22 protein-coding genes are annotated in these 24,292 nt (G+C 71.0%); 10 read left to right on the top strand and 12 right to left on the bottom strand.

The genetic code is table 11. The features are described from left to right. Positions 1-29: 29 nt before the first annotated feature. Positions 30-953 (top strand): alpha/beta hydrolase, encoded by a 924-nt coding sequence (locus Msi02_RS13110; protein ID WP_204048598.1) that lies wholly within the window; start codon positions 30-32, stop codon positions 951-953. Positions 954-999: 46 nt separating this feature from the next. On the opposite strand, the gene Msi02_RS13105 is transcribed toward Msi02_RS13110, so the two are convergent. Then, positions 1,000-2,238 carry an MFS transporter gene (locus Msi02_RS13105; protein ID WP_204048597.1) on the bottom strand — a complete coding sequence of 413 codons (1,239 nt, stop codon included), beginning with the start codon at positions 2,236-2,238 and terminating at the stop codon, positions 1,000-1,002. Between the two features lie 179 nt (positions 2,239-2,417). Here Msi02_RS13105 and Msi02_RS13100 point away from each other — a divergent pair, with 179 nt between their 5' ends. Together Msi02_RS13100 and Msi02_RS13095 are read left to right on the top strand one after the other, a co-directional pair. Beyond that, positions 2,418-3,296: a LysR family transcriptional regulator gene (locus Msi02_RS13100; protein ID WP_204048596.1), complete on the top strand. Its 879-nt coding sequence runs from the start codon at positions 2,418-2,420 to the stop codon at positions 3,294-3,296. 116 nt (positions 3,297-3,412) lie between these two features. Continuing rightward, a complete protein-coding gene (locus Msi02_RS13095) occupies positions 3,413-4,180 on the top strand; it encodes a group II truncated hemoglobin (protein WP_204048595.1) in 768 nt (255 codons plus the stop codon). A gap of 64 nt (positions 4,181-4,244) precedes the next feature. Here the strand turns inward: Msi02_RS13095 and Msi02_RS13090 are convergent, their stop codons facing one another. Further along, the gene (locus tag Msi02_RS13090) at positions 4,245-5,192 is read right to left on the bottom strand and encodes an ester cyclase (RefSeq protein WP_204048594.1); all 948 of its coding nucleotides are present in this window, start codon (positions 5,190-5,192) and stop codon (positions 4,245-4,247) included. Between the two features lie 75 nt (positions 5,193-5,267). Continuing rightward, positions 5,268-6,173 (bottom strand): aminoglycoside phosphotransferase family protein, encoded by a 906-nt coding sequence (locus Msi02_RS13085; protein ID WP_204048593.1) that lies wholly within the window; start codon positions 6,171-6,173, stop codon positions 5,268-5,270. Positions 6,174-6,246: 73 nt separating this feature from the next. On the opposite strand from Msi02_RS13085, the gene Msi02_RS43945 reads away from it, so the two are divergent. After that, complete coding sequence (locus tag Msi02_RS43945) at positions 6,247-7,644, top strand: phosphotransferase (RefSeq protein ID WP_275414127.1); 1,398 nt, start codon at positions 6,247-6,249, stop codon at positions 7,642-7,644. Here Msi02_RS43945 and Msi02_RS13075 read toward each other — a convergent pair. Then, the gene (locus Msi02_RS13075) at positions 7,572-8,162 is read right to left on the bottom strand and encodes an ArsR/SmtB family transcription factor (protein WP_204048592.1); all 591 of its coding nucleotides are present in this window, start codon (positions 8,160-8,162) and stop codon (positions 7,572-7,574) included. The two genes, Msi02_RS43945 and Msi02_RS13075, sit on opposite strands and share 73 nt — an antisense overlap. Positions 8,163-8,279: 117 nt before the next feature. Here Msi02_RS13075 and Msi02_RS13070 point away from each other — a divergent pair, with 117 nt between their 5' ends. After that, the gene (locus tag Msi02_RS13070; RefSeq protein ID WP_308441803.1) at positions 8,280-9,230 is read left to right on the top strand and encodes a DUF2218 domain-containing protein; all 951 of its coding nucleotides are present in this window, start codon (positions 8,280-8,282) and stop codon (positions 9,228-9,230) included. Positions 9,231-9,260: 30 nt separating this feature from the next. On the opposite strand, the gene Msi02_RS13065 is transcribed toward Msi02_RS13070, so the two are convergent. From Msi02_RS13065 to Msi02_RS13045, 5 genes are all read right to left on the bottom strand, one after another. Further along, entirely contained in the window at positions 9,261-10,445 is a 1,185-nt protein-coding gene (locus tag Msi02_RS13065) for an ROK family transcriptional regulator (protein WP_204048591.1), read from the bottom strand. A gap of 87 nt (positions 10,446-10,532) precedes the next feature. Beyond that, positions 10,533-12,029, bottom strand: coding sequence for a glycoside hydrolase family 36 protein (locus tag Msi02_RS13060; protein WP_204048590.1), 1,497 nt, complete (start codon positions 12,027-12,029; stop codon positions 10,533-10,535). Positions 12,030-12,059: 30 nt separating this feature from the next. Further along, positions 12,060-13,424 (bottom strand): ABC transporter substrate-binding protein, encoded by a 1,365-nt coding sequence (locus Msi02_RS13055; RefSeq protein ID WP_204048589.1) that lies wholly within the window; start codon positions 13,422-13,424, stop codon positions 12,060-12,062. Between the two features lie 26 nt (positions 13,425-13,450). Next, on the bottom strand, positions 13,451-14,332 hold the full coding sequence (locus Msi02_RS13050; RefSeq protein ID WP_204048588.1) for a carbohydrate ABC transporter permease: 882 nt from the start codon (positions 14,330-14,332) through the stop codon (positions 13,451-13,453). Positions 14,333-14,344: 12 nt separating this feature from the next. Continuing rightward, positions 14,345-15,286 (bottom strand): carbohydrate ABC transporter permease, encoded by a 942-nt coding sequence (locus tag Msi02_RS13045; protein WP_204048587.1) that lies wholly within the window; start codon positions 15,284-15,286, stop codon positions 14,345-14,347. Between the two features lie 226 nt (positions 15,287-15,512). Between Msi02_RS13045 and Msi02_RS43935 the strand changes: the two genes are divergently transcribed. From Msi02_RS43935 to Msi02_RS13030, 3 genes are all read left to right on the top strand, one after another. After that, complete coding sequence (locus Msi02_RS43935) at positions 15,513-17,849, top strand: fibronectin type III domain-containing protein (RefSeq protein WP_275414126.1); 2,337 nt, start codon at positions 15,513-15,515, stop codon at positions 17,847-17,849. 230 nt (positions 17,850-18,079) lie between these two features. Further along, entirely contained in the window at positions 18,080-18,547 is a 468-nt protein-coding gene (locus tag Msi02_RS13035; protein WP_204048586.1) for a ribosomal protein L7/L12, read from the top strand. 54 nt (positions 18,548-18,601) lie between these two features. Next, positions 18,602-19,705: a tyrosine-type recombinase/integrase gene (locus tag Msi02_RS13030; protein WP_204048585.1), complete on the top strand. Its 1,104-nt coding sequence runs from the start codon at positions 18,602-18,604 to the stop codon at positions 19,703-19,705. On the opposite strand, the gene Msi02_RS13025 is transcribed toward Msi02_RS13030, so the two are convergent. Both Msi02_RS13025 and Msi02_RS13020 read right to left on the bottom strand, forming a co-directional pair. Next, positions 19,702-20,265, bottom strand: a complete 564-nt coding sequence (locus Msi02_RS13025; RefSeq protein WP_204048584.1) for a GyrI-like domain-containing protein — start codon at positions 20,263-20,265, stop codon at positions 19,702-19,704. The two genes, Msi02_RS13030 and Msi02_RS13025, sit on opposite strands and share 4 nt — an antisense overlap. Next, on the bottom strand, positions 20,262-21,089 hold the full coding sequence (locus Msi02_RS13020; RefSeq protein ID WP_079321046.1) for a MerR family transcriptional regulator: 828 nt from the start codon (positions 21,087-21,089) through the stop codon (positions 20,262-20,264). Before Msi02_RS13020 ends, Msi02_RS13025 begins: the two co-directional genes overlap by 4 nt. A gap of 137 nt (positions 21,090-21,226) precedes the next feature. On the opposite strand from Msi02_RS13020, the gene Msi02_RS13015 reads away from it, so the two are divergent. Next, a complete protein-coding gene (locus tag Msi02_RS13015; RefSeq protein ID WP_079321047.1) occupies positions 21,227-21,634 on the top strand; it encodes a YciI family protein in 408 nt (135 codons plus the stop codon). Continuing rightward, a complete protein-coding gene (locus tag Msi02_RS13010; RefSeq protein ID WP_204048583.1) occupies positions 21,631-22,785 on the top strand; it encodes an RNA polymerase sigma factor in 1,155 nt (384 codons plus the stop codon). Before Msi02_RS13015 ends, Msi02_RS13010 begins: the two co-directional genes overlap by 4 nt. Positions 22,786-22,825: 40 nt before the next feature. Here the strand turns inward: Msi02_RS13010 and Msi02_RS13005 are convergent, their stop codons facing one another. Then, positions 22,826-24,274, bottom strand: a complete 1,449-nt coding sequence (locus tag Msi02_RS13005; protein ID WP_204048582.1) for an RICIN domain-containing protein — start codon at positions 24,272-24,274, stop codon at positions 22,826-22,828. Between the last annotated feature and the right edge of the window lie 18 nt (positions 24,275-24,292).

Here is a 24,292-nt window from a genome sequence, read left to right as displayed (position 1 = left end):
CAGGAAGCTACTTACGGCGGGAGTACCCCATGAGCAAGGAACAGCGCGCCCAGGTCGACGCGATGATGCGACAGCCGCGGCCCGCGGGCCCCCGGTCGGTCGAGGCCCTCCGGGCCGGATTCAAGGCGCTGATGGCCCAGATGATCGTGCCCGACGACATCCGCGTCACGCGGACAACGCTGGGCGACCGGCCCGCACTGCATGTCGAGCCCGACAACGGGCGTCGCGCCGGGACGATCCTGTACTTTCACGGCGGCGGTTGGGTTTTCGGCTCTCCGGAGACCGCCCTGACGCTGACGGGAAACCTGGTGGCCAGGACTGGCTTCGAGGCGTACTCGGTGGATTACCGGCTTGCCCCCGAGCATCCGTTCCCGGCCGCGATCGAAGACACCCTGGGCGCCTACCGCGCCCTCCTCGACAGCGGTGAGGATCCCTCGGCCGTCGCGTTCGTCGGCGACTCCGCCGGCGGCGGCCTCAGCGTCACCACCTGCCTCGCCGCGCGCGACGCAGGTCTTCCGCTGCCCGCCGCCATCGTGGCGTTCTCCCCGGGCCTCGACGCCACCCGGACGGGCGAGAGCATGGACACCAAGGAAGGCATCGATCCGATCTTCACCCGCGAGGCCGTTGAACACACCGGGGCCATGTACCTCGCCGGAGCCGACCCGCACCAGCCCCTCCTCAGCCCGGCCGTCCTCGCCGATCTGACCGGTTTTCCCCCGATGCTGCTCCAGGTGGGCACCAACGAGCTCCTGCTGGACGACTCCACGCGCCTGGCCGCGCGGGCGCGGGCGGCCGGAGTGGATGTCATCCTGGACGTCACCGCCGACGTGCCGCACGTGTTCCAGTCGTTCGTCGGCGTCCTGGACGAGGCTGACGAGGCACTGGACCGCGCGGCTCTCTTCCTCGGCCAGCGCATTGGCGCCGGGGGCAGGGTGCGCACGTCAGCGGAGTAGGTCCGGCCCCGGCCCTGTGCTTTCGCCTCGGATCTCTCGGGCCGGTTCAGGTCCGGTCCGGGACCGCCTGTTCACGGGTGGGTGCCGACGTGTCGTCGGGGACGGGGTGTGCGGTCTTCCGGCGGGTGCCGAGTGTGAGGAGCAGCGAAGCCGCTGTCAGTGCCACACCGAACCAGACGACACCCGTGACGCCCAGGTGATCGGCGAAGAGCCCGCCGAATAGCGCCCCGAGGGCGATCGAGGTGTTGTACGCCATGGTGTTGAGCGACATCGCGGCTTCGAAGGTATCGGGAGCAGCGGCCTGCGTCATGTTGACCTGGGAGAGCTGGACGACGCCGAAGGAAACGCCCCAGAGGATCAGCGTGACGATCGATCCGGCCTGCCCGTGAGCGATGGTGAGCAGCAGCAGCAAGGAGATCACGAGTCCTACGCAGCCGGCGATGAAGCTGCCCCGCGAATCTCTGTTCACCGTGTATCCGGCGACGAAGTTCCCGGCCGCGCCTCCCGCGCCGTAGACCATCAGCGCCGCGGTGATGAAGAAGGGCGTGGCGGACGTGCTTTGCTCCAGGTAGGGGCGCACGAATGTGTATGCGCCGAAGTGGCCGAGCACGAAGAGTACGACGGTGAACAGCACCAGACGCAGCGGCACGTTCTTCAGCGGGAGTCCGAAGACTTCCCGCACCGAGACCGCGTTCGTCGACGGCAGCGATGGGATGACGGCGGCGACCGCGAGGAACACCAGCATGCTGAGGCCGGCCCAGATCAGGAACGTGGTTCGCCAGCCGGTGAGGCTTTCCAGGACTGTTCCCAGTGGTATGCCCACGACCGCGGCGATCGAGATGCCGGACATCACGATCGCGGCCGCCCTGCTCGCGTGGCGTGGCGGAACAAGGCGCATCGCCATGCTCACGCCTATGGCCCAGAACACCCCGCTGGCGAAGCCCATGATGAGCCGTGTCGTCAGGACCAGCGGATAGTTCGGCGAGATGGCGGTGATCGTGTTTCCCAGAGTCAGTATCGCCAGCAGCGTGGACAGCAGGACGCGCCGGTTGACGCGCCTGGTCCAGGCCACGATGAAGGGCACGCCGAGCCCGGCTGACACGCCGTACAGGGTGACCATCAGCCCGGCGGCGCCCAGGGATATGCGCAGGCTCGTGCTCACCGGGGTGAGCAGGCCGACGGGCATCAGCTCGGTCGTGAGGAAGGCGAAGAGGCTGGCGGTGATCGCCGCGACGCCGAGCCATGATCTCAAGGTCGAGTGCGGGTGTGTGTCGTAGGTGTCCATTGGTGTTCTTTCTGATGGTTGATCAACCGCCGGCAGGTGGCATCTGGCACTCGACGCGGCGGAAGGAGTCGGCGGTGGCGCAGGGCCCGGTGGCCGCCGACATCAAGGGTGCGCGACCACCGATCAATGAGTCCAACACATACTTTTCATCGGTATTGATCGTGGTTCACTATGGTTCGGTGGAACTGCAGCAGCTGAGGTACGTCGTGGCAGTCGCGGAGACGTCGAACTTCACCCGGGCGGCCGAGCGCTGCCGTGTGGTGCAGTCGGCGCTCAGTCATCAGATCGCCGCTCTGGAGCGGGAGCTGGGCGCGCGGTTGTTCGAGCGGACCAGCCGGCGTGTGCGGCTGACACCGGCCGGAGAGGCGTTCCTCTCCGCGGCGCGGGAGTGTCTGGAGGCCGCGGACCGCGCCAGGGCCGAGGTAGCGGCCGCCGCCGGGGAGATCCGCGGGAGGCTCGCCGTCGGCACCATTCCCACGGTGGCGGCCGTCGACCTGCCGGTCGCGCTGAGGGACTATCGCCGGCGCTATCCGCGGGTGCGCATCACGCTCGCCGCGGCGGGCAGCGACGAGCTGATCGAGCGGGTCCGGCAGGGCGGCGTGGACGTCGCGTTCCTCGGTCTGCCCCCGCGCATGGAACCCAAGGGCGTCCAGAGCCGCCTCCTCGGCGGAGGTGAGCTGGTCGCCGTGGTCGCGCCCGATTACCACCGGACGGAGAGCGAGGCGGACCTGCGGGGCCTGGCGGACGAGCCGTTCATCGACTTCCGCGTCGGCGCGGCCGGTCGAGCGCAGTCGGACCAGGCCTTCGCGGCGGCGGGAGTCCGCCGTGATGTGCCCTTCGAGGTGTCGTCCGCGGACCTCATGGTCGATCTGGTGCGGCAGGGCCTCGGGGTGGGCATGCTGCCCGCCGCGTACGCGCCGCGATTTCCCGACCTGCGGGTCATTCGCCTTCGCGATGCTCCCACGCGGGTGGAGTACCTGATCTGGGACAACCGGCCGTCTCCGGCGGCCACGGCCTTCCTTGAGATGCTCCGCGCTGATCCTACGGACTCCGCGTGATCAGCCACTTCTGGCGAGCTGAGCCGTCGTCGCCCGCGCTCTAATGGGAGTTACATGCTTACAATGCAAGCATGATCTTATCCTCTGGCAGTGCGGCCCCCTGAAGCGGCGCTGACGTGATCGTCGAATACATCCGTTACCGCATCGACCAGCAGGACGCGGAAGAGTTCGAAGCCGCCTACGAACGCGCCGCGGTGCCCTTGGCGGCCGCGCCTCAGTGCGTGGACTACGAGTTGTCGCGATGCGTCGATGAGCCCGAGTGGTACATCCTGCGCATCACGTGGACCTCGGCCGAGGATCACCTGCAGGGTTTCCGTGCTGGCGAGCATTTCGGGGCGTTCTTCTCCGCGATCAAACCGTACGTGCGGCAGATCGAGGAGATGCGGCACTACGAGCGCACCGCCGTGCGTGGCACCGGCTCCTCGGTCCCCAGCCTGTACGACTGGGCGGGCGGCACCGAGGCGTTCGAGCGGCTCACCGAGACGTTCTACGAGCAGGTTCTCAAGGACGACCTGATCGGTCCCCTCTTCGCCCACATGGACCCGGGACACCCCAGGTACGTCGCGATGTGGCTGGCGGAGGTCTTCGGCGGTCCGTCCCGCTACACCGACGAGCGGGGCGGCTACCACCACATGCTGGTCCAGCACCTCGGAAAGGCCATCACCGAACCTCAGCGCCGCCGCTGGGTGAATCTCCTCATGGACGCCGCGGACGTGGTCGGCCTGCCGGCGGACCCCGAGTTCCGCGCCGCCTTCGCGAGCTACATCGAGTGGGGCACCCGGCTCGCCTTCGCCAACTCCCAGCCCGGTGCCCGGCCTCCGCGGCAGGCTCCCGTCCCCCGGTGGGGTTGGGGCGTGGCGCCGCCCTACTTCCCTACCTCGTGATCGTCAGGGCCGTGATCCGAGCGCTTGGCGGGGGTGACCCTCGCCAAGCGGCGGTGCCGCGCGTTCACGGGAGGGGCACGCCGAGCTGGGACAGCAGCTCCAGCTGGTCGAAGTACATGCGCAGGCTGATGATCAGTCCGTTCTCGACGGTGCAGACGTAGCAGCAGCGGAGGTTCAGCGGGCGGCCCGTCGGCGGGATGACCCTGCCGCCTGGTCCCCGGTAGCGCCCCTTGTGGGTGCCGATCAGCACCAGTTCGTCGACCGTCATGTCGTCGACGTCGAACGATTCCAGAAGCACCGTGTGCACGTCCGGAAAGGCCGCCCAGAACTCCTCCAGGTAGGAGCGCAGTTCCTCACGGCCCTCGGCCATGCCTTCCGGGGCGAGGAACGCCCCGCCAGGGCTGACCGTGCCGAGCAGCGCGTCGATGTCATGCGCGTTGAACGCGGCGTTGTATCTGTCGCGCACCCGGCGGGCTTCGCCCACGATGCCGGCCCTCCCTCCCGATGGATGCCCTCGGAACCCCGGAGGCTGCTCACCACCATTGTCCGCCGTGTCCTGGTCTCGTACGGTGAAGCCGCCCTGGTCGTCGAAGGTCACCGTGTGGACCGCGTCGAATCCGTCCGACAGGCGTGGGCGGCGGAGGCGTTTCACCGTGGCGTGGATGCCGATCTCGGGCACTCGCGCATGGCCGGGTCGCCGCGCGTTGCGGTCCAGGGAGGCGGTGAGGTCGGGTGGGAACCAGTAGGCCACGACCCGGGCGCCGTGTTCCTTGGCGGCGACGATGAGCGGGCCCCACTCCTCCGGGGAGGGGTTGGTGTTGTCCACGGCGACGTTCCGCCCCTCCCCCAGGGCCTCGGCGATGACCCGGAGCTGGCGTCGCTGCCGGTGGCGGGCGTTCGGCCAGTTGTCCTTGCTGACGTGGGCGTGGGTCGCCGCCAGGCGCCGGCGGTAGAAGGTGGTCTTGCCCGCTGCCTGCAGCCCGACGAGGACGGCGACCTCCGGGGTCGTCATGAGCGAGGGTTTCGTGCCGGGGTCATACCTCATCCTCCCCCGGTGACGTCCAGGCGGAGCGAGGTCGCGTTCCGGTCATGTCTCGTGGTCGGTCAGGACCTCGTCGATCACGTGGAGCTGTTCGGCGGCCTGCGCCTTGTCCGTGTCGATGACCTCGGCAAGGACGATCAGCGCCTTCCACAGCGCCCATCCCCTGGCCCGGGCCCAGGTGGCGGGGTCCTGGCGTACGGTCGTGCGGAAGGCCTTCCTGCTCTCCCCCGCGAACATGGTCCACGCGATGACCAGGTCGCATGCGGGGTCGCCCACGCCCGAGGTCCCGAAGTCGATGACGGCGGTCAGCCGCCCCTCCCTGACCAGCAGGTTTCCGCTCGCGAGGTCGCCGTGGAACCACACGGGCGCGCCCTGCCAGGTCGCCTTGAGCGCGGCGTCCCAGACGGCCGTGGCCCGCGCGGTGTCGACGCGGCCGTCGAGCGCGGCCAGGGTGCGGCGGGTCTCGTCGTCGTAGTGGGCCGGGGATGCGCCGCGGTGGAAGCTGTGCGCACCGGCTCGCGGCCCGTCCGTGGCGTCGGCGCTCTGCAGGGCGAGGAGGAATTCGGCCACGGCGACGGCGAACGCGGGCAGGTCGTCGATGCGGCCGGCGGAGGCGGTCTCGCCCTCCAGCCACCTGCGGACGGACCATTCGAACGGGTATCCCGCCCCCGGTGCGCCCTTGGCCAACGGCTCGGGCACGGCGACGGGTAACGACGGTGCGAGGACCGGCAGCCATCGGTGTTCCTTGTCCACCGCCGGTGCGTAGCCGGCGGCGGTCGGGAGCCGGACCGTCATCTCCTCGCCGAGGCGGTAGGTGCGGTTGTCCCGGCCGTCGACCTGGACCGGTGTGACGGGCAGGTCGCGCCACTGCGGGAACTGGTCCGCGATCAGTCGCTTGACCAGTGCCGCGTCGATTCCGGCGCGTCCGTCGGGGGGCAGGTGGTCGGTCATTTGGGGAGTGTCGCCGCCGTTCCCGTGGCCGTGCAACGGGATTTCCCCGCGCCGGGTCTCGTACGATCACGGCATGGCGGAGCTCGACCGGCACCATTCCCAGGGGTACGAGCAGGAGGGGCGTGAGCCGGGTGGGCCGCTCCCCCACTCCAGGGAAGACTTCGATGTCGCCGCGTACGTGCGGCGGGTCAGGGGCGGCCCCTGTTTCGTCTGTGCGGTGGTGGCGGGCGACCCCGCGTACGACTTCGAACAGGTGGTGTTCGAAGACGATGAGCACATCGCGTTCCTCGACCGTTACCCCACGCTGCCGGGGAAGGTTCTGGTGGCGCCGAAGGCCCACGTCGAGCATGTGGTGCGCGACCTGGACGAGGAGGCGTACGTGCGGCTGATGCGGACGGTGCGCCGGGTCGCCCTGGCGGTCGAGGCGGTGGTCCCCTCCGAGCGTACGTATCTGCTGTCACTGGGCAGCGGGCAGGGCAACGCGCATCTGCACTGGCACGTCGCGCCGCTGCCGCCCGGGACTCCGTACGAGCGGCAGCAGTTCCACGCGCTGATGACGGAGAACGGGGTGATCCCGTGGTCGGTCCGGCAGGCGGCCGGCCTCGCGGAGAGGTTGCGCGCGGCGCTCGCCGGTCCGGCCGGAACGTGTTTCCCGGAGGCGGACGAGGAGGAGCTGACCGGGGGCGGGGTCAACCGGGTCGTCCGGGTCGGGGGCACGGTGCGCCGGCCCGCCCGCCGGTGGACGCCGGCGGTGCACGCTCTGCTGGATCATCTGGCGGCGGCCGGGTTCGGCGGCGCGCCGAGGGCTCACGGGTGTGACGGCGAGGGGCGGGAGGTGCTGGATTTCCTCCCGGGTGAGGTGCCGGACTATCCCCTGCCGCCGTACGCGATGGCGGATGATGCGCTGGCGGGTGTGGGGGCGTTGCTGCGGGACTACCACGACGCGACGGTGGGCTTCACGCCTCCGGAGGGCGCCGAGTGGTACTTTTCGCCGCGCGCTCCGGCGGAGGTCGTGTGTCATGGTGACGTGGCGCCGTACAACTGTGTCTTCCGGGAGGGGCGGCCGGTGGCGTTCATCGATTTCGACACCGCGCATCCGGGGCCGCGGGTGTGGGACGTGGCCTATGCCGCGTACCGGTTCGTGCCGTTGCATGATCCCGGCCGTGACGGGAGCGCTCCGGGGGTGGAGGAGCAGGCGCGGCGGCTGCGCGTGTTCGCCGACGCCTACCGGCTCGGCGTGGCGGACCGGCAGGTGCTGGCGGAGACGGCGCGGGCCCGGCTGGGGCATCTGGTCGCGCATATGCGTGCGGAGGCCGCGGCGGGTCATGAGGCGTTCGCCGCTCATGTGGCGGAGGGGCACGATCTGCTGTATCTCACCGACAGCGCGCATATCGCGCGTCATGAGGCGCTGTTCCTGGCGGCGCTTTCGTCGGAGGGGCCGGGCGGCAGGGTGGGGATGTCGGCGGGGTAGAGCGAGAGCAGCAGCCCGTACGGCTCGCCGCCGGGGGGCGGGGTGCGGCCGGGAGGGGGCAGGAGGTCGCGGAGACGGGCGATGAGCGCGTGGGCCTCCTGCTGGGTGAGCCAGAGGTGGTTCAGCAGGGTGTGTTCGGCCTGGCCCGGCCGGGCGGGCAGCATCTCGGCGAGTGCGGCTCTGACGAGGAAGTCGGGGCCGGCGGCGGCCTCCTCGTGCAGCCGGAAGCCCCGGCTGACCAGGGCGAGGGTCTGTTCGGTGCCGCCGCGTACGTGCCGGGTGCCGGCGAGGCGGACGATGCCGGCGTCGCGTAGGACGCGGACGTGGTAGGCGATGGTGCCCTTGGCGGCACGCAGTGCCGCGGCCAGTTCCCCCAGTGTGGCGGGGCGCTGGCGGAGCAGGTTGACGATGCGGTGACGGACGGGGTGGCCGAGAGCCTTGAACTGGGCGGGGGTACGTAGCTCCAGTAGGTCGGGGTCGTGGGCGGGGTGCTCCCCCGTCGTCGTCTCGTCGTTCACGGGAGAAAGTGTCGAGGATGGTCGACGCTTTGACAAACGGGCGAGCGGGCCAGCAGAATCGCCGGGCCGGAAGCGTCGAAAAGTCTCGACGCTTGATGTGTCACATGGAGGAAGCCGATGCCTCATTCGACGGCGTACGTCGTCACCGACAGGCCCGAGCGCTACATCAGGCAGCTCGTGTCGCACATGGGCCACAAGGCGGAGACCGTGCTGGGCGGCGACGGCCGGGCGGTGATCGAGCTGCGGTCCGGGCGTTGCGTGCTGCGGCCGTGCCCCGGCGGGTTCGAGATGATCGCGACCGCGGCCGCCGAGGAGGCGCTGCTCGGCGTGCGGGACGTGGTCACCCGTCACCTGCTGCGGTTCGCCACCCAGGAGGAGCTCGTGGTCGACTGGTCGCCTCCGGTCGGGGGCGACACGGCGTGGGCCCTGTCCCCCGTCGTGGACGACTACCTGCTCACGCACTGCTCTCCGGTGGACGAGGTGCTGCGGGATCTGGTGGTCAGGACGCGGGAGGAGACGGGCGGCGCGGCCGGTATGCAGGTCTCGCACGACGAGGGCGCCCTGCTGACGATGCTGGCGCGGATGTCGGGCGCCCGCCTGGCGCTGGAGGTGGGGGTGTTCACCGGCTACTCCTCCATCTGCATCGCCCGGGGGCTGCCGCCGGACGGGCGGCTGCTGGCGTGCGACGTGAGCAGGGAGTGGACGTCGATCGCCCGGAACTACTGGGAGCGCGCGGGGGTGGCCGACCGCATCGACCTGCGGATCGGGCCGGCGCTGGAGACGCTGCGCGCGCTTCCGGCCGAGCCGGTGGTCGGTTTCGCCTTCATCGACGCCGACAAGGAGAGCTACCCGGACTACTACGAGGAGGTGGTCACGCGGCTGACCCCGGGCGGGCTCGTCGTCCTCGACAACGTGTTCCTGGGCGGGCGCGTGTTCGACCCGGCCTTCCAGGACGAGGCGCAGGTGGCCGTACGCGGCCTGAACGAGACGATCGCGCGGGACAGCCGGGTGGAGTCGGTGATGCTGCCGGTGCGTGACGGTGTCACGATCGCCCGGCGGGTGGGCTGACCCGCGAGGGCTCCCGAATCGCCCCCGGGGTCAGGCACGGGGGGCGACCGGCGCGGGCAGGCCCACGCCGAACAGGCGGGCGTCCACCTCGTCGAGAGCCAGGCGCAGCGCGCCCAGGGCGACGCTCTCGGCGCCGAGGGTGGAGGCGCGGATCTCGGGGACGCGCAGGCAGGTGCGGCCGAGTTCGCGGGCCAGCGGGCCGAGGATGAGGTCGGCGGAGCGGGAGAAGCCGCCGCCGAGGACGACGACCTGCGGGTCGAGGGTGAGGACCAGGGCGGCGGTGCCGACGGCGAGGTCGCGGGTGTAGCGGCGGACGGCGGTCCTGGCCGCCTTGTCTCCGGAGCGGGCGGCGTTGAACACCCAGGCGGCGGCGTCGTCGGTATCGATTCCGGCGGGCAGGCTGGCGCAGTTCTCCAGGTGGGAGGGCGCGGTGAGCCAGCGGACGGCGCGCAGCGCCCCGATCTCGCCGGCCGCGCCGCCGTAGCCGCGGCGCAGCGTGCCGTCGATGATCAGTCCGGCGCCGGTGCGCATGCCCGCCAGCAGGTAGACGATGTCGTCGGCGTCGCGGGCCGCCCCCTGCCAGCGCTCGGCGAGCGCGGCCAGCTTGCAGTCGTTCTCCACCTGGACGGGGCAGGAGAAGCGGGCGGCCAGGTGCTCGGCCGGGTTCACGCTGGCCCAGCCGGGCAGCGGTGTGAACAGTGTGGTGCGGCCGCTGGCGTCGACCGGCCCGGTCACCCCGACGGTGATCGCCCAGATGTCCTCCGGGCGCAGGCCGGTCGCGGCCAGGCACTCGTCGACGGCCGCGTCGGCGACGGCGAGCCGCGCGGCCGGGTCGGCGCCGGGGTCGACCGGCAGCCGGGTGGTCCAGGTGACGGTGCCGTCGAGGTCGGCGAGCATGGCCAGCACCTTGTGCGCGCCCACGTCGACGCCGATCACGTGCCCGGCGCCGGCGTTGAACCGGTAGCGGCGGGCGGGGCGCCCGACGACGCTGCTGCCGTCGGGCTCCACGACGGTGAGCCAGCCGTCGGCGACCAGGCCCTGCACGATGACGTCCGTGCCGGGCCGGGACAGTCCGGTGCGGGTGGCCAGCTCGGTGACGGTGGACGGCGGGTTGCCCCGCAGCGCCCGGACGATGCTGAGCGCGTTGAGCTCCCGCATCCGGGTCACGTCCGTCCCGGTCGTGACCAGCGTCCCGGTCGTGACCTGTTCCGTCACCGCCGCCCCCTCGATCCCCTGAATGCGATCCCCTGAATGATGCTGCGCGGAATAATGCTGCGCTCTTTACAAAAGAGTAGTGGGAAGTCAGGAGATCGGATACAACTGGCCGCCGGGTTGGACGGCGGGGCCGAAGTCCACCTCGCGCCCGTCGACGGCGAACACGTAGCGGCCCTTGCGTTCGACGGCGGGGCGGGCCGACAGGTACGCCGTCATGTCCGCCAGCTCCTCCGCGCGCAGCCACCCCGGCGGGTCGGACACCGCGCGGAAGCCGCACACCGTGGCCAGGTCGCGCAGCCAGCCGAGCTGCTGGTCGGTGAGCAGGTTGAGGCGGCTGCGGAAGTAGACGACGTCGGGGTCGACCTCGGCCAGCGACGCGTGCCACAGCCGGTGCAGCGTGTTGACCACGGCGTTGCGCGCCATCGCGTCGGACGGGTCGTCGCTGGCGTAGTTCTGCCACATCGGCGCCACGTCCGGCCCGCTGCGCAGCCCGTCGAGCAGGCCGAGCGAGGGCAGCAGGATCGCGCCGCTCCCCAGCAGGTACACCTCCTGTCCCGCGGTCTGCCTGATCAGCTCCAGCGCCTGCCGGTAGGCCTGCTCGCGCCCGATGCCGTCCTTCCGTACTCCGGGGGCGGCGCCGGCGTTGACGAAGTCGAGCTTGAGGTAGCCGAAGCCCCACTCGTGCACGACCCGCCGGATGAGCCGCTCCACGTGGTCGAGCGCGTCGGCGCGGGACAGGTCCAGCGCCCAGTAGCCGCTCCCCCAGTTGTAGCCGGCGACCACGGGTTCGCCCCGTTCGTCGCGCAGCAGCAGTTCGGGCCGCTCGCGGGCGGTGCGCGAGCCCGGCAGGACGATGAACGGCGCCAGCCACAGCCCCGGTGTCATCCCGGCGTCGGCGATCCGGCCGGCGAGCGCGCGCATCCCGGACGGGAACTTGGCGTTCGGCTCCCAGTCGCCGACCATCTCCTCCCAGCCGTCGTCGACCTGCACCACGTCGAAGGGCAGCCCCTTCAGCGCGGCGATGTCCTCGGCCAGGCCCGCCTCGGTGATGCCCTCGTAGTAGGCGTACCAGCTGCACCAGACGTTGCCGGCGCGCCGGTCGCGGCTGCCGAGCCGGTCGGCGAGCGCGCGGGTGTAGGCGCCGAAGACCTCCTCCTCTTCGCCGTAGGCGAGGAACCACGGCGCCCCGTCGTCTTCGTACCAGCCGGCGAGCGTGTCGTGGTCGGCGGCCAGGCGCGGGGTGCCGATGCCGAGCGCGCCGAGCAGCAGGACCCGCCCGTCGTCGCCCTGCAGGGCGGCGACGGCCGAGGAGTGGTGGCGGGACGGGTCGTCCCAGGCGGGGTCGTCGGCGGTGACGCGGCGCCGCGGGTCGGCGATGCGCAGCGGCGGCTCCGACAGCCGCCGCCAGCCGCACGGGCTCCAGGAGTTCTGCCCGTGCCGGTAGAACAACGCGTCGCCGAGGCCGTGCAGCACGGCCACCCGGCCCGGCGGCAGCACGACCCCGCCCTCGATCTTCTGGGGTGGCTCGGAGCCGGTCGGCTCAACGGCTACGGTACGGCCTGCCAGCTCGACGAGCAGCGGCATGATGCTCCTTTTTCCGTTGGTGCGGGGGTCTCAGGTGAACAGCGCGTTGACCTGGTCGTTGGCCTTCTTCAGTGCGTCCGCGGCGCCGGCCTGGCCGAGGATGACCGACTGGATGGCGTCCTGCACGATCTGGCTCACCTCGTTGCCGTGGTCGGTGATGGGCAGCAGGAAGGTGCCGCCCGGCGTCTTGGTCGGGTCGAGGTAGGCGTGCACGTCACGTCCCTTGGCCTGGTGGGCGGCCGCGGCTTTGCCGCTGGCCGTCTTGATCGCGGGGAAGACGACGGCGTTGCCGGCGACGATGTTCTGGCAGTCGGCCGAGCCGAGGAACTTCACCCACTTCCAGGCCTCCTCCTTGTGCGGGGTGCCGGCGAAGATCGCGTCCGACAGGCCGTTGATGGCGGTCGTGCGCGTGCCGGCCGGGCCGACGGGCACCGGGGCGAGGGCGAACTTCTGCTTGGCGTCGGGGCCGAGGTAGGTGTTGATGGTCCACGATCCGGCGAAGGTCATCGCGCCCTTGCCCGCGGTCATCACCGCGTCGCGGCCGAGGGTGGACTGCTTGTCGAACTTCGGCGCGTAGCCCTTGTCGATGAGTTGCTTGAACCAGTCGATGGTCTCGGCGAGCTTGGGGTCGTCGTATTTGTAGTGCGTTCCCCAGGGGTTCTTGTCCAGGTACGTCCACCCGTTGGCCACGGCCAGGTCGCCCCAGCCGTTCTGGCCTTGCGACCCGTCGGCCCATTCCGGCAGGAAGCCGTACACCTTGACGTGGTTCTTGTCGAACGCCGGGTCGAGGCCGTTGTGCCCCTTCTCATCGACGGTGAGCTTGGCGATGACCTGCTGGAGGGTGCCGCCGTCGGCGGGGTTCCAGGTGAGGTTCGCCATCTCGTCCGGCTTGATCCCCTGGTCGGCGAGCATGGCGCTGTTGTAGACGAGCGCCTCGGTGTCCCAGTCCTTGGGCAGGCCGAACCGCTTGCCGTCCTTCACCCACAGGTCGGGCAGGCCGTCCTGGTACTGGGTCAGGTCCACCTTGTCGCGGGTGACGTACGGCTGGATGTCGAGGATCTGCCCGCTGGAGACGAACTGGGGGTAGTAGGAGACGTGGTCGGTCCACACGTCCGGGGCCTGGCCGGCGGCGAGCTGGGTGGTGAGGTTCTGCCAGTACTGGTCCCACGCCGTCTGGGTGATCTTGACGGTGATGTTCGGGTTGGCCGTGTGGAAGGCGTCGGCGCAGGCCTGGTAGGACGCCTGCTGGTTGTCGTCCCAGAGCCAGTAGTCGATCGTGACGTTGCCGCCGGCCGCGTCGTCCTGCGCCTGGCCGCCGCCGGACCCGCAGGCGGCGAGCGTTCCGGCGAGTGCCAGCGACAGCAGCGCCGTGCCTGCCCGCTTGGTGGTGTTCATGGGTTGGTGCCTCTCTTGCAGGGGGGTTATTTGATCCCGGAGAAGTTGAGCGACTGGACCAGCCGCCGGCCGAGGAAGACCAGCAGGAGCAGGACCGGCAGGACCGAGAGGGTCGACCCGGCCATGAGCCCGGTCCAGTCCGGGCGGGTGTTGGGCGACTGCTGCAGGAAGACGCCGAGCGCGACGGTGAGGACGCGGGTCTGCTCCTCGCGCCCGACCAGCAGCGGCCACAGGTAGTCCTTCCACGCCCACACGGTGGTGGTGAGCCCGATGGTGATCAGCGGCCCGCGGCTCATCGGCAGCACGATGCGCCAGAACACGCCCCAGGGGCCGTTGCCGTCCAGCCGGGCCGCCTCCTCCACCTCGCGCGGGATGGACAGGAAGAACTGCCGCAGGAAGAAGACGGCGAACGGGGTCATCAGGATCGTCGGGGCCACCATCCCGGCGAAGGTGCCGACCAGGTCGAGGTTCTTCACCAGCACGAAGTTGGGCAGCAGCGTGAAGATCGGCGGCACCATGAGCGCGGCGATCATGACGCCGAAGACGACCTCCCGCCCGGGGAAGCGCAGCCGGGCGAACGCGTACCCGGCCATGGCGCAGAAGAAGGTCTGCAGCGTCGCGATCAGGCCGCTGTAGACGACCGAGTTGAGCAGGTAGCGGGCGAAGTCGAGCCGCGCGCCCGAGCCGCCCGCCGCGCGGGCCTCCTCCTGGCTGGTGAGCCCGAGGATGCGCAGGAAGTTCACCGTCGTCGGGTGCCGCGGGAACAGGGCGCCGCTGTCGGCGTAGAGGTCGGCGGCCGGGGTGAGGGCCGTACGGACCATCCAGTAGAAGGGGAACAGGGTGAGCACGAGGGCCACGGCCAGGATTGCCCAGGCCGGCAGCCGGCCGATCTTCGAGTTGCGCCGCAACGTGTCGCCTCCTCAGGCCAGGTCCGAGCGGGACGCCCGCAGCAGCCGCATCTGCACGACCGTGAGCACGCCGAGGACGAGCGCGAGCGCGAGTGCCGCCGCCGAGGCGTAGCCCATGTGGAAGTACTGGAAGGCCTGCTGGTAGATGAAGTAGTAGATGACCCTGATCGCGCTGCCGGCTCCGCTGCCCTTGGACGCCACCGCGACCGTGTCGAAGATCTGGAACGAGCCGATCAGCGACACCACCAGCACCAGGGCGAGGACGGGCCGCAGCATCGGCAGGGTGATCGAGCGGAACATCCGCAGCTCGCCGGCGCCGTCGAGGGCGGCGCTCTCGTACAGGTGCCCTGGGATCTGCAGCATGCCGGCGTACAGCAGGAGCGCGGTGTAGCCGGTGTACGCCCAGGTGTTGACCATCGCGATCGTCGGCATGGCCCAGTCGGGTGAGACGAAGAAGCCGACCGTGCCGAGATCGAGCGCCTTGAGCAGGTGGTTGACGAAGCCGAGGTCGGCGTCGAGCAGCCAGATCCAGATCAGGCCGACGGTGACGTTCGGCACCAGCCACGGCAGCAGCAGCATCGCGCGGAGCATCACCGACCGGGTGAGGCGGTGCATGAGCGCGGCCAGGACCAGCGCGAGCAGCATCTGCGAGCCGATGTTGAGCACGACGTAGTACACGGTGACCGCGAGCGAGTGCCAGAACTGCGGATCGCGCACGAGCTGGGCGTAGTTGTCCCCGCCGACGAACGCGGGGGCGCTGAGCAGGTTGTAGTCGGTCAGGGAGTACCAGAACCCCCGGACGGTCGGATAGCCGAAGAAGACCACGAAGCCGGTGAGCGCGGGGATCAGGAACAGCCACGCCGCCCGGCGGTCGTCACGCGGCCGGGCCCGTTCTCGCCCGGGTGCGCCGGTATCGCTCGGCTCGGCGACCTGCGACCGTTCCTCGGCCCGCATCGTTTTCATCATCGTCCTCGGCGATCGGTGAAATTGCCCTCTTGTCACGTGGTGACTCCCGAATAATGATGTGAGGCATCGGAAGTTTGTCAATAGCTCCTCATATCTTGGCGAGCGTACGGCAGCGTCCCCGAACCCTTCCGTTCCAGGTCAACCCCCATGTGACGGGTCTTCACCGGCCCGCCTCAGGCTCCTGCCGCCAACGTATCCCGGAGGTTCCTCACCCATGCCTGCCCTTGCCCTGCCGATGAGGCGGGCCCTCACGGCCCTCGCCGCCGTCGCGCTGGCCCTGTCGACGGCCCTGATGCCGGCCGCTCAGGCGCGGGCGTTCGCGCCGGTCGCGGCCGGGGCGCCGCTCCGGCCCCCGGCTCCCGCCTCACCCGACCCGTCGCTGCAGGCGCATCCGCTAGCGTCCGCGCCCGCGCCGCTGGACAACCCGCTCAAGGGGTTCGCCCGCTTCTACTGGCCGGGCAGCGACGAGAACACCGGCTACCCGCACTCCCTCATGTGGAGCTACTTCGGCCTGTCGGAGGTGATGACCGACCCGGCCGACTGCTCGAAGTACAACTGGTCGATCCTCGACAACGCGCTGAACGAGATCGCCTCGTACGGCAACCAGGCGGCCGTGCGGTTCTACCTGGAGTATCCCGGCGGCAGCGGAAGCCATCCCGGCAACGCCATCCCCCACTGCTTCGACGGGCACGTCACCTACCGGACCAACACCTTCTGGGGCACCACCAGCCCGGACTACGACAGCCCCTACCTGCTCGGCGCGCTGAAGGACTTCATCGCGGCGTTCGGCGCCCGGTACGACGGCGACCCGCGCATCGGGTTCATCCACCTGGGCCTGATCGGGCTGTGGGGCGAGTGGCACACCTGGCCGTTCGACACCGACACCAGCGGCGACACCTACCCGAACTTCATGCCGACCGACGCGCACGCCGCGCAGATCGTCCAGGCGTACGACAACGCGTTCGCCAAGACCAAGCTGGAGATCCGCTACCCCGACTCGGCGGCGGGCGCGGCCACCAACCGGGACATCGGATACCACGACGACTCCTTCTGCTACCGGGAAGGCTCGCCTCTGGCCGGCGTCACGCTGCCGCGGTCGCTCGGCGGGGCCGGCTACGCCCAGCTCCAGCGGGCCCTCGACGCGGGCGCGGAGAACAAGTGGATCACCGACTCGATGGGTGGCGAGGTCCGGCCCGAGATCCAGTCCTCGGCGTTCGCCTCCTGGCCCGGCGGCTCCGGGCAGGTCGACGACATGAAGGCCTGCATCGAGCTGGAGCACACCACCTGGAAGATCAACGAAGGCAGCCAGAGCTACGCGCCGGGTGACCCGAACGTCGCGGCCGCCGTCCGGCTCATGGGCTACGACCTGACCGTCGACAACGCCTACTTCACCAACACGGCGAGCGGGACCGCGAACGTGGGCGTGCGGATCCGCAACAACGGCGTGGCGCCGTTCTACTACCCGTGGACGGTCACCCTCGGCCTGAAGAACGGCGCCGGGACCGTGGTCAAGACCTTCGACACGTCCTGGGACCTCCGCACGGTCATGCCGCTCAAGATCCGCGCGTTCCCCGACTGGGGCAAGGGGCCGGACCCTGCCTATCTGGACTACGGCTACCCGCAGTACTTCCAGACCGGGGTGAACCTGTCCGGCGTGCCCAGCGGGAGCTACCAGTGGGTCCTGCGGGTGAAGAACCCGCTGGAAGCCGTCTCCGCGAACGCCAAGAAGCTGCGCTTCGCCAACGCCACCCAGGGCGCCGACGGCTGGCTCGGCCTCGGCGCGGTCACCGTCGGCACCGGCGGCGGGCAGGACACCACGGCGCCCAGCGCGCCCACCGGGCTGGCCTCCCCGTCGCGCACCGCGAACTCGGTCACGCTGTCCTGGACGGCGTCCACCGACAACGTCGGCGTGGCCGGATACCGGATCTACCGCGGCTCCACCGAGGCCGGGACCTCCCAGTCGACGTCCTTCACCGACACCGGACTGAACCCCGCGACCTCCTACACCTACACCGTGAAGGCGTACGACGCCGCGGGCAACACCTCCGCCGCGTCGGCGCCCGTCACCGTCGTCACCCTCCCGTCATCGACCGCGGGCCTCGTGCTGGACGACTTCGACGGCGACCCCGCGTACCCGTCCGCCGCGCGCAACGACCTCGGCAAATGGACCGGGGGCAACTGCTTCCTCAACGGCGGCGGCTCCGGCGCCGTGTCCGGCGGGGCGCTCAGCCTGCGGTACGACAACTGCGGCTGGTTCGGCAGCGACGTGAACACCGACCTGTCCGCGTACACCTATCTCGTCATCCGCATCAAGGGCGCGACGGGAGGCGAGCAGGCCCACTTCAACGTCGGCCTCGGCGGGGTGACCAAGGTCTTCGGCGACTTCACGCTCGACGGCGGCGGCCACCCGGCGATCACGACGGCGTACCAGGACATCAAGATCCCGATGTCCGCGAACGGCGTCAACCGCGCCTCCCCCGGGCAGTTCGCGATGGGCTTCTGGTACGGCGGCAGCAGCACCATCACCATCGACTCCATCTCGTTCCAGTGAGGCACAGGTTCCAGTGAGGCGCAGGTTCCAGTGAGGCGCAGGGGAGGCCGGGATCGGGAGCAGAGGACTCCCGATGCCGGCCTCCCCCGTGGGCGCGGGACGCGGGCCCCTCATCCGGAGGTCTCCTCGCGGGCCGGCAGGAACGAAGGCCCTATCCGGCACGGGTGGAGCGCCACCGAGAGCGGCGGATGGGGCTGACTGTCCCGTGGGGCGGGGTTTACGATCACCGCATGCCCAACATAGGTCCGTTCGAGCTGTTGGTCCTCGCCGTCATCGTGATCGCGCTTCTCGGTGTGGGGCTCGCCGCCGTGCGGGCCGGTGCCCGCCCCGCCGGGCCGCTGGCGTGGCGCAGCCCCGGGCTGCTGCCGCCGGTCTCGGCCGACCTGCAGCACCGGGTGCGGGAGCTGTACGCCGACAACAAGAAGGTCGAAGCGATCAAGCTGATCCGCGAGCAGACCGGGCTGGGCCTGAAGGAGGCCAAGGACCTGGCGGAGGCCCTGGCCTCCGGGCGGCCGCTGCCGGTGGCCCCGGGCCACGCGCGGCCGGATCTGGCGTCGCGGGTGCGGGGGCTGAAGGCGGCCGGACGCGGCGAGCAGGCGGTGTTCCTGGTGCGCGGCGAGACGGGGATGGGCCAGTCGGAGGCCGAACGGTTCGTCGAGGCGATCGACGCCGTCGACGCGGAGGGCGGCGAGGCGTAGGAGGCCGTCGCCGCGCGGCGTTTGCTGTCGGTGCGGCTCGGTACGGTGTCGATCATGCTGCCCGTACAGGTGAACAGGCTGACCGTGCAGGAGGCCGGGGACCGTTATGTGGAGCTGGTCCGGGCCAAGACGGTGACCGGTGCGCTGTCGCCCGCCACGGCGGAGGTGTACGCGCGGGACGTGGCCACGTTCGTACGGCTGGCCGGGCCGGACCGGGTGCTGGACGACCTGACCGGTGAGGACGTGGACGCGGTGCTGCTGGCCTTCGCGCGCAAGCCGGACGAGCGCAGGAAGAGCGACGCCCAGGGGAAGGGCACGGGGAAAGACAGGGGGAAGGACGCAGGGCAGAGCGCGGCGTCGCAGGCGAGGTTCCGCCGGTCGGTGTCGGCGTTGTTCCGCCACGCCACGTCGGCGGGATGGGTGCATCTGGATCCGATGGCCGCCTCGTCGGTGCGGGCGCGGGAGCGGGGCGGGCTGCGGCCGGAGCGCCGTGCGCTGACCCGGGAGCAGGCCGAGGGCCTGATCGAGGCGGCAGGCTCGCCCGCCGCCCCGTCCGCGGAGGCGGCCGGTTCCGGCGCGGGGCGCCGCCGGCGGGCCGACCAGCGGACGGAGGTGCGTGACGCGCTGGTGGTGCTGCTGCTGACCACGCTGGGCCCGCGGGTGTCGGAGCTGGTGCGGGCCAACGTGGAGGACTTCTACACCAACGACGGGGTGCGTTACTGGCGCATCTTCGGCAAGGGCGGGCGCACCAGGGACGTCCCGCTGCCCGATGCCGTGGCGGCGGCGCTCGACGCGTACCTGGCGGTGCGGGCGGGCGCAGACGGCGAGAAGGCCCTGTTGCTGTCGTGGCGGGGCAGGCGGCTGGCGCGGGGGGATGTGCAGGCGGTCATCGACCGGGTGCAGCGGCGGGTGGATCCCGGGCGGCGCCGGGCGGTGACGCCGCATGGGTTGCGGCACACGACGGCGACGCACCTGCTGGCGGACGGCACGGACATGGACGCGGTGCGGCGGGTGCTGGGGCACAGCGATCTGTCGACGCTGGGCCGTTACCGGGACGACCTGCCCGGGGAGCTGGAGGTGGCGATGGGGTCGCATCCGCTGCTGCGTCGCAGGCGCGGCCGGGCCGGGGGCGACGGCCAGGCCGCGCCGGACGCCTAGCCCTGGGCGGCGCGTACGGGCTGGCGCAGGATGGTGCGCAGGGCCGTGGGGTCGGTCTCCTGGAGGCCGCTCAGGTAGATCTCGTGGTGGAGGCCGGCCGGGACGAGGCCGTGGGCGCTCATGAACTCGTCCATGAGCGCGAGCGATTTCGGTTCCTCGGCGAAGGAGCCGTGGTGGGTCATCTGGACGCACCGCCCGTCGGTGAAGGTGACGAGCTGGACGGCGTCGATGCCGGGGGCGGGGCGGGCGGCCTCGCGGGCCTGGTCGGCGAGGGCGGGGTCGAGGTCGTCGGGCAGGCGGAGGAACAGGTGCCAGTGCCATTCGTCCCTGGGGACGTCGAGGGGGTGGCGGGTGGTGTCCTCGACCCACCAGCGGCCTTCGAGCACGGGCATGGGCAGTCCTCCGGCGAGGCCGGTGAGGGGTCCCGCGACGGCGTACAGGGCGGTGATCGCGGCGATGTGCGCGGCACCGCCGGGCGCGCCGCGTCCGGTGACGCCGAGTCCCGTGACGGGGCCGAAGTCGGCGAGCTCGGGGGTGTCGGCGGCGGAATACCAGGTCATTCCTCATCCTCCAGTCGGATCATCAGGTGGGTGACCAGCCGCTCGGGCGGGGTGGTCGCGGGGTCGGAGACGTAGGCCTCGCGGAGGGGGCCGGCAGGGGCGTGCCCGCGTTCCGCGCACCAGGCGAGCAGGGCGTGGGCGGTGAGCGAGATCTGGTCGTAGGGGCCGACGTGGGCGGCGGTGGCGAACGTGCCGCCGGGCAGGATCGCGGGGTCGGCGCCGGGGACCTGCGGCAGGCCGGTGCCGGTGAGGGCGACGGCGACGGGGATGGACTCGCCGTAGTCGAGCGGGAACAGCCCGACCAGGGCGGGTGCGGGTGGCGCGGCGGCCATCAGGCGGGCGACGCAGGCGGAGGTGGCCCGGCCGATGTCCTCGGGGGTGGCCGCCAGGTCGCGGACGACGATCGCGGGGCGCGGGGGTTCGGTGACGAGGGTGACCTCGGCGCCCGGCAGGCCGGTGGCGAGGATGCGTTCGAGGCTCTTGAGGGTGCGCCTGCGCCGGGCGAGTTCGGCCTCCAGGTCGTCCCTGACCCGGGCGAGCGCGGCGGCGGCGGAGTCCCCTTCCCCGGTTTCCCCCGTGTCCCGGGTGCCGGACAGGACGGCCGCGACGACGGGCAGGGGAACGTCGAGGGAGCGCAGCAGGCCGATGGCGAGCGCGTCGCGGGCCTGGGCGGCCCGGTAGTAGCGGTAGCCGCTGGCGGGGTCGATCCAGGCGGGTTCGAGCAGGCCGAGCGTGGCATAGTGGCGCAGTTGCTTGACGCTGAGCCGGGCGAGGCGGGCGAACTGCCCGATCGACAGAAGGTCGTCGTTCACGTGCCTCAGCATGGCCTCTCCCCCCGTGGGAGAGTCCACCGCGGAATTTCTGGGAAAGTTGTCGCGCCGGGTGTCGAGAATGCCGTGCCGGCTCCGTCCCAGGGGCAGGAGCGGCCACGACGGGCCGCGCGACAAGAAGGAGAACCACCGTGAAGTACCTGCTGCTGAAGCACTACCGAGGTGGTCCGGCCCCCGTCGTCGACTACGGGTCGCTGGACCAGTGGACGCCGGAGGAGGTCGACGCGCACATCCAGTACATGCGCGACTTCGCCGCCCGCCTGGAGGAGACGGGTGAGTACGTCGGCGAACAGGCGCTGTCACCCGAGGGCACGTTCGTACGGTACGACGGCGAGGGGCGCCCGCCGGTGACCGATGGCCCGTTCGCCGAGACCAAGGACCTCATCGCGGGCTGGATGATCATCGACGTGGACTCGTGGGATCGCGCGGTCGAGCTGGCCGGGGAGCTGTCGGCCGCTCCCGGGCCCCGCGGCGAGCCGATCCACGAGTGGCTCGAGGTCCGGCCGTTCCTCACCGAGCCGCCCACGGTCACCGAGTGAACGAGTCGCTGGTGCGGGAGCTCGTACCCGCGGTGATCGGTGTCCTCGTCCGCCGCGGAGCCGACTTCGCGTCGGCCGAGGACGCCGTGCAGGAGGCCCTGATCCGGGCGCTGGAGACCTGGCCCGGCGATCCGCCGCGCGATCCGAAGGCCTGGCTCGTCGCGGCCGCCTGGCGCAGGTTCCTGGACGCCGCGCGTGCCGAGGCGTCGCGGCGGGGGCGGGAACTGACCGTGGAGGCCGAGCCTCCCGCCGGTCCTGCGCCCGCCACCGACGACACCCTGCGGCTGTACTTCCTGTGCGCGCACCCCACCCTGCCGCAGAGCTCGGCCGTCGCGCTGACGCTGCGCGCGGTCGGCGGCCTGACCACCCGGCAGATCGCGGCGGCCCACCTCGTCCCCGAGGCGACGATGGCGCAGCGGATCAGCCGGGCCAAGCGGAAGATCGCGGGGCTGCCGCTCGACCAGCCCGGCGATCTCGGGACGGTGCTGCGGGTGCTCTACCTCGTCTTCAACGAGGGGTACGGAGGAAACGTCGACCTGGCGGCCGAGGCGATCCGCCTGACCCGCCAGCTCGTCGCCTTGACCGGCGAGCCCGAGGCCGCCGGGCTGCTCGCGCTCATGCTGCTGCACCACGCGCGTCGCGCGTCGCGCACCGGTCCGGGTGGTCGCCTGGTGCCCCTCGCCGAGCAGGACCGGTCGCGCTGGGACACCGGCCTGATCGCCGAGGGGGTGACGATCCTGCAGGCCGCGCTGGCCCGCGACCGGCTGGGCGAATACCAGGCGCAGGCCGCGATCGCCGCCCTGCACGCCGACGCCCGCAGCGTCTGTGAGACGGACTGGGTGCAGATCGTGGAGTGGTACGACGAACTGCTGCTCCTCACCGGCAGCCCGGTGGTGCGGCTCAACCGCGCGGTGGCGGTCGGCGAGGCCGACGGGCCGCAGGCCGGGCTGGCGGCGCTGGCCGGCGTGGACCCCGGTCTGCCCCGCTACGCCGCGGTGACGGCGTACCTGCACGAACGCGCCGGCGACCTGCAGCGCGCCGCCGAGCTGTACGCCGAGGCCTCCCGCGCCGCCACCAGCGTGCCGGAACGCGACCACCTCACCCGAGAGGCCGCACGAGTGCGGCAACTGCTGCGCCGGGTGTCGCGGTGAGCGCCGCCGGGGGCGCGAGGAGCCCCCGGCGGCCGGGTGTTCACACGCCGATGTTCGCCTGGGGGCCGGCGTAGGTCTTCACGATGGACGGGACGTCCGCGGCGGGGTCGAGGGTGTAGGAGTAGAACGAGCTCGGGGTGAACGCCGAGCCGCCGGTCTCCTGCTGCCCGCTGGAGTTGACCACGATGCTGCCGCTCTGCTTCAGCTGGGCGGTGTCGTCCCGGTAGTAGGGATCCTTGACGTTGTCGAAGTAGCTGTTCTCGAGCACCATCTTCGTCCCGCCACGCGAGTAGTTGCCGTAGCCGGTGATGTTCTGCATGTAGTTGTTGTAGAGGTGGGCGTAGGCGACGTTGTCGGTGCTGGGGTTGCGGATGCCGTTGTCGTGCATCCAGTTGTGATGGATGGTCATGCGCGCGGTGACGTTGTCGGTCCAGCCGATGCCGAAGGCCTTGTGCTCCTCCGACAGGATGTTCCAGGACACGGTCAGGTAGGTGGTGTCCATGCGGCTGTCGATGAGGCCGTCGTTCATCCGGGTGATGGAGCAGTGATCGATCCAGACGTGGTGCGAGGTGTCGATCTGGATGCCGTCGTAGTCGTAGACCTTGTCGTCCGGGTCGTCGTCGGCCATCTGCGCGTCGCGGATGGTCAGGTTGCGGATGATCACGTTGTGCACGTTGTTGAGGTTGAATCCGCCGTGGACGATCTGTCCGTTCCTGCCGACCCCGATGATGGTCTTGTCGGACGCGACCTTGATCTCCGTGCCGTACGGGGAGACGGTGATCGCGCCGTTCACCTTGATGACGTACGGCTGGCTCGCGGCGGCGTACTTCACCAGGTCGGCGTAGGTGGTGACGGTGACCGTGGCGCCGGCCGCGCCGCCGGTGGTGGTGCTGTCGCCCATGCCGCTGGTCCCGGCGAACCCGTCGGCCTTGTCCGACCACGTACGACCCCCGGTTCCGGAGACGGGGGTGAACAGCCATTGCTTGTTGGTGTTGGCGGTGCAGGTCTCCTGGATGACGGCGGCGCCGGAGGAGGTGGAGGCGCCCTTGTCGCTCAGGCACAGCCCGCTGGCGACGTTGACGATCTGGTAGGTGCCGCTTCCCGAGGCGGTCAGGCGCCATTGCTGGTTGGTCTTGGTGCCGTCGCCGCAGCCCCACTGCTGGATCTGCACCCCCGAGGTGGTGGACCCGCTGGGCACGTCGAGGCACCGGCCGCTGTTGACGTTGACCAGGGTGTAGATCCCCGATCCGGCGGAATTGAGGGTGAACTGCTGCCAGGCGGCGCCGGGGGTGCAGCCCCACTGTTGCACTAGCGCGCCGTTGTCCTTCGAGCCGGACACGACGTCCAGGCACATGCCGCTCTTGGTGACGCTGATCTGATAGGTACCGCCCGCCGCGGGCACCGCCGCCCGGGCGGGCACCGTGTGCAGCGCGACGGCGGCCAGGGGCACGGCCGCCACGGCGGCGGCCCGGAGTGTGGTGACACGCATGTCTGTTCCTCGGAGCCA

The organism is Microbispora siamensis, assembly GCF_016863095.1.
Lineage (GTDB): Bacteria > Actinomycetota > Actinomycetes > Streptosporangiales > Streptosporangiaceae > Microbispora > Microbispora siamensis.
Note: the sequence above shows the minus strand (reverse complement) of the source record. Positions and strands in the feature narration are given on the sequence as shown.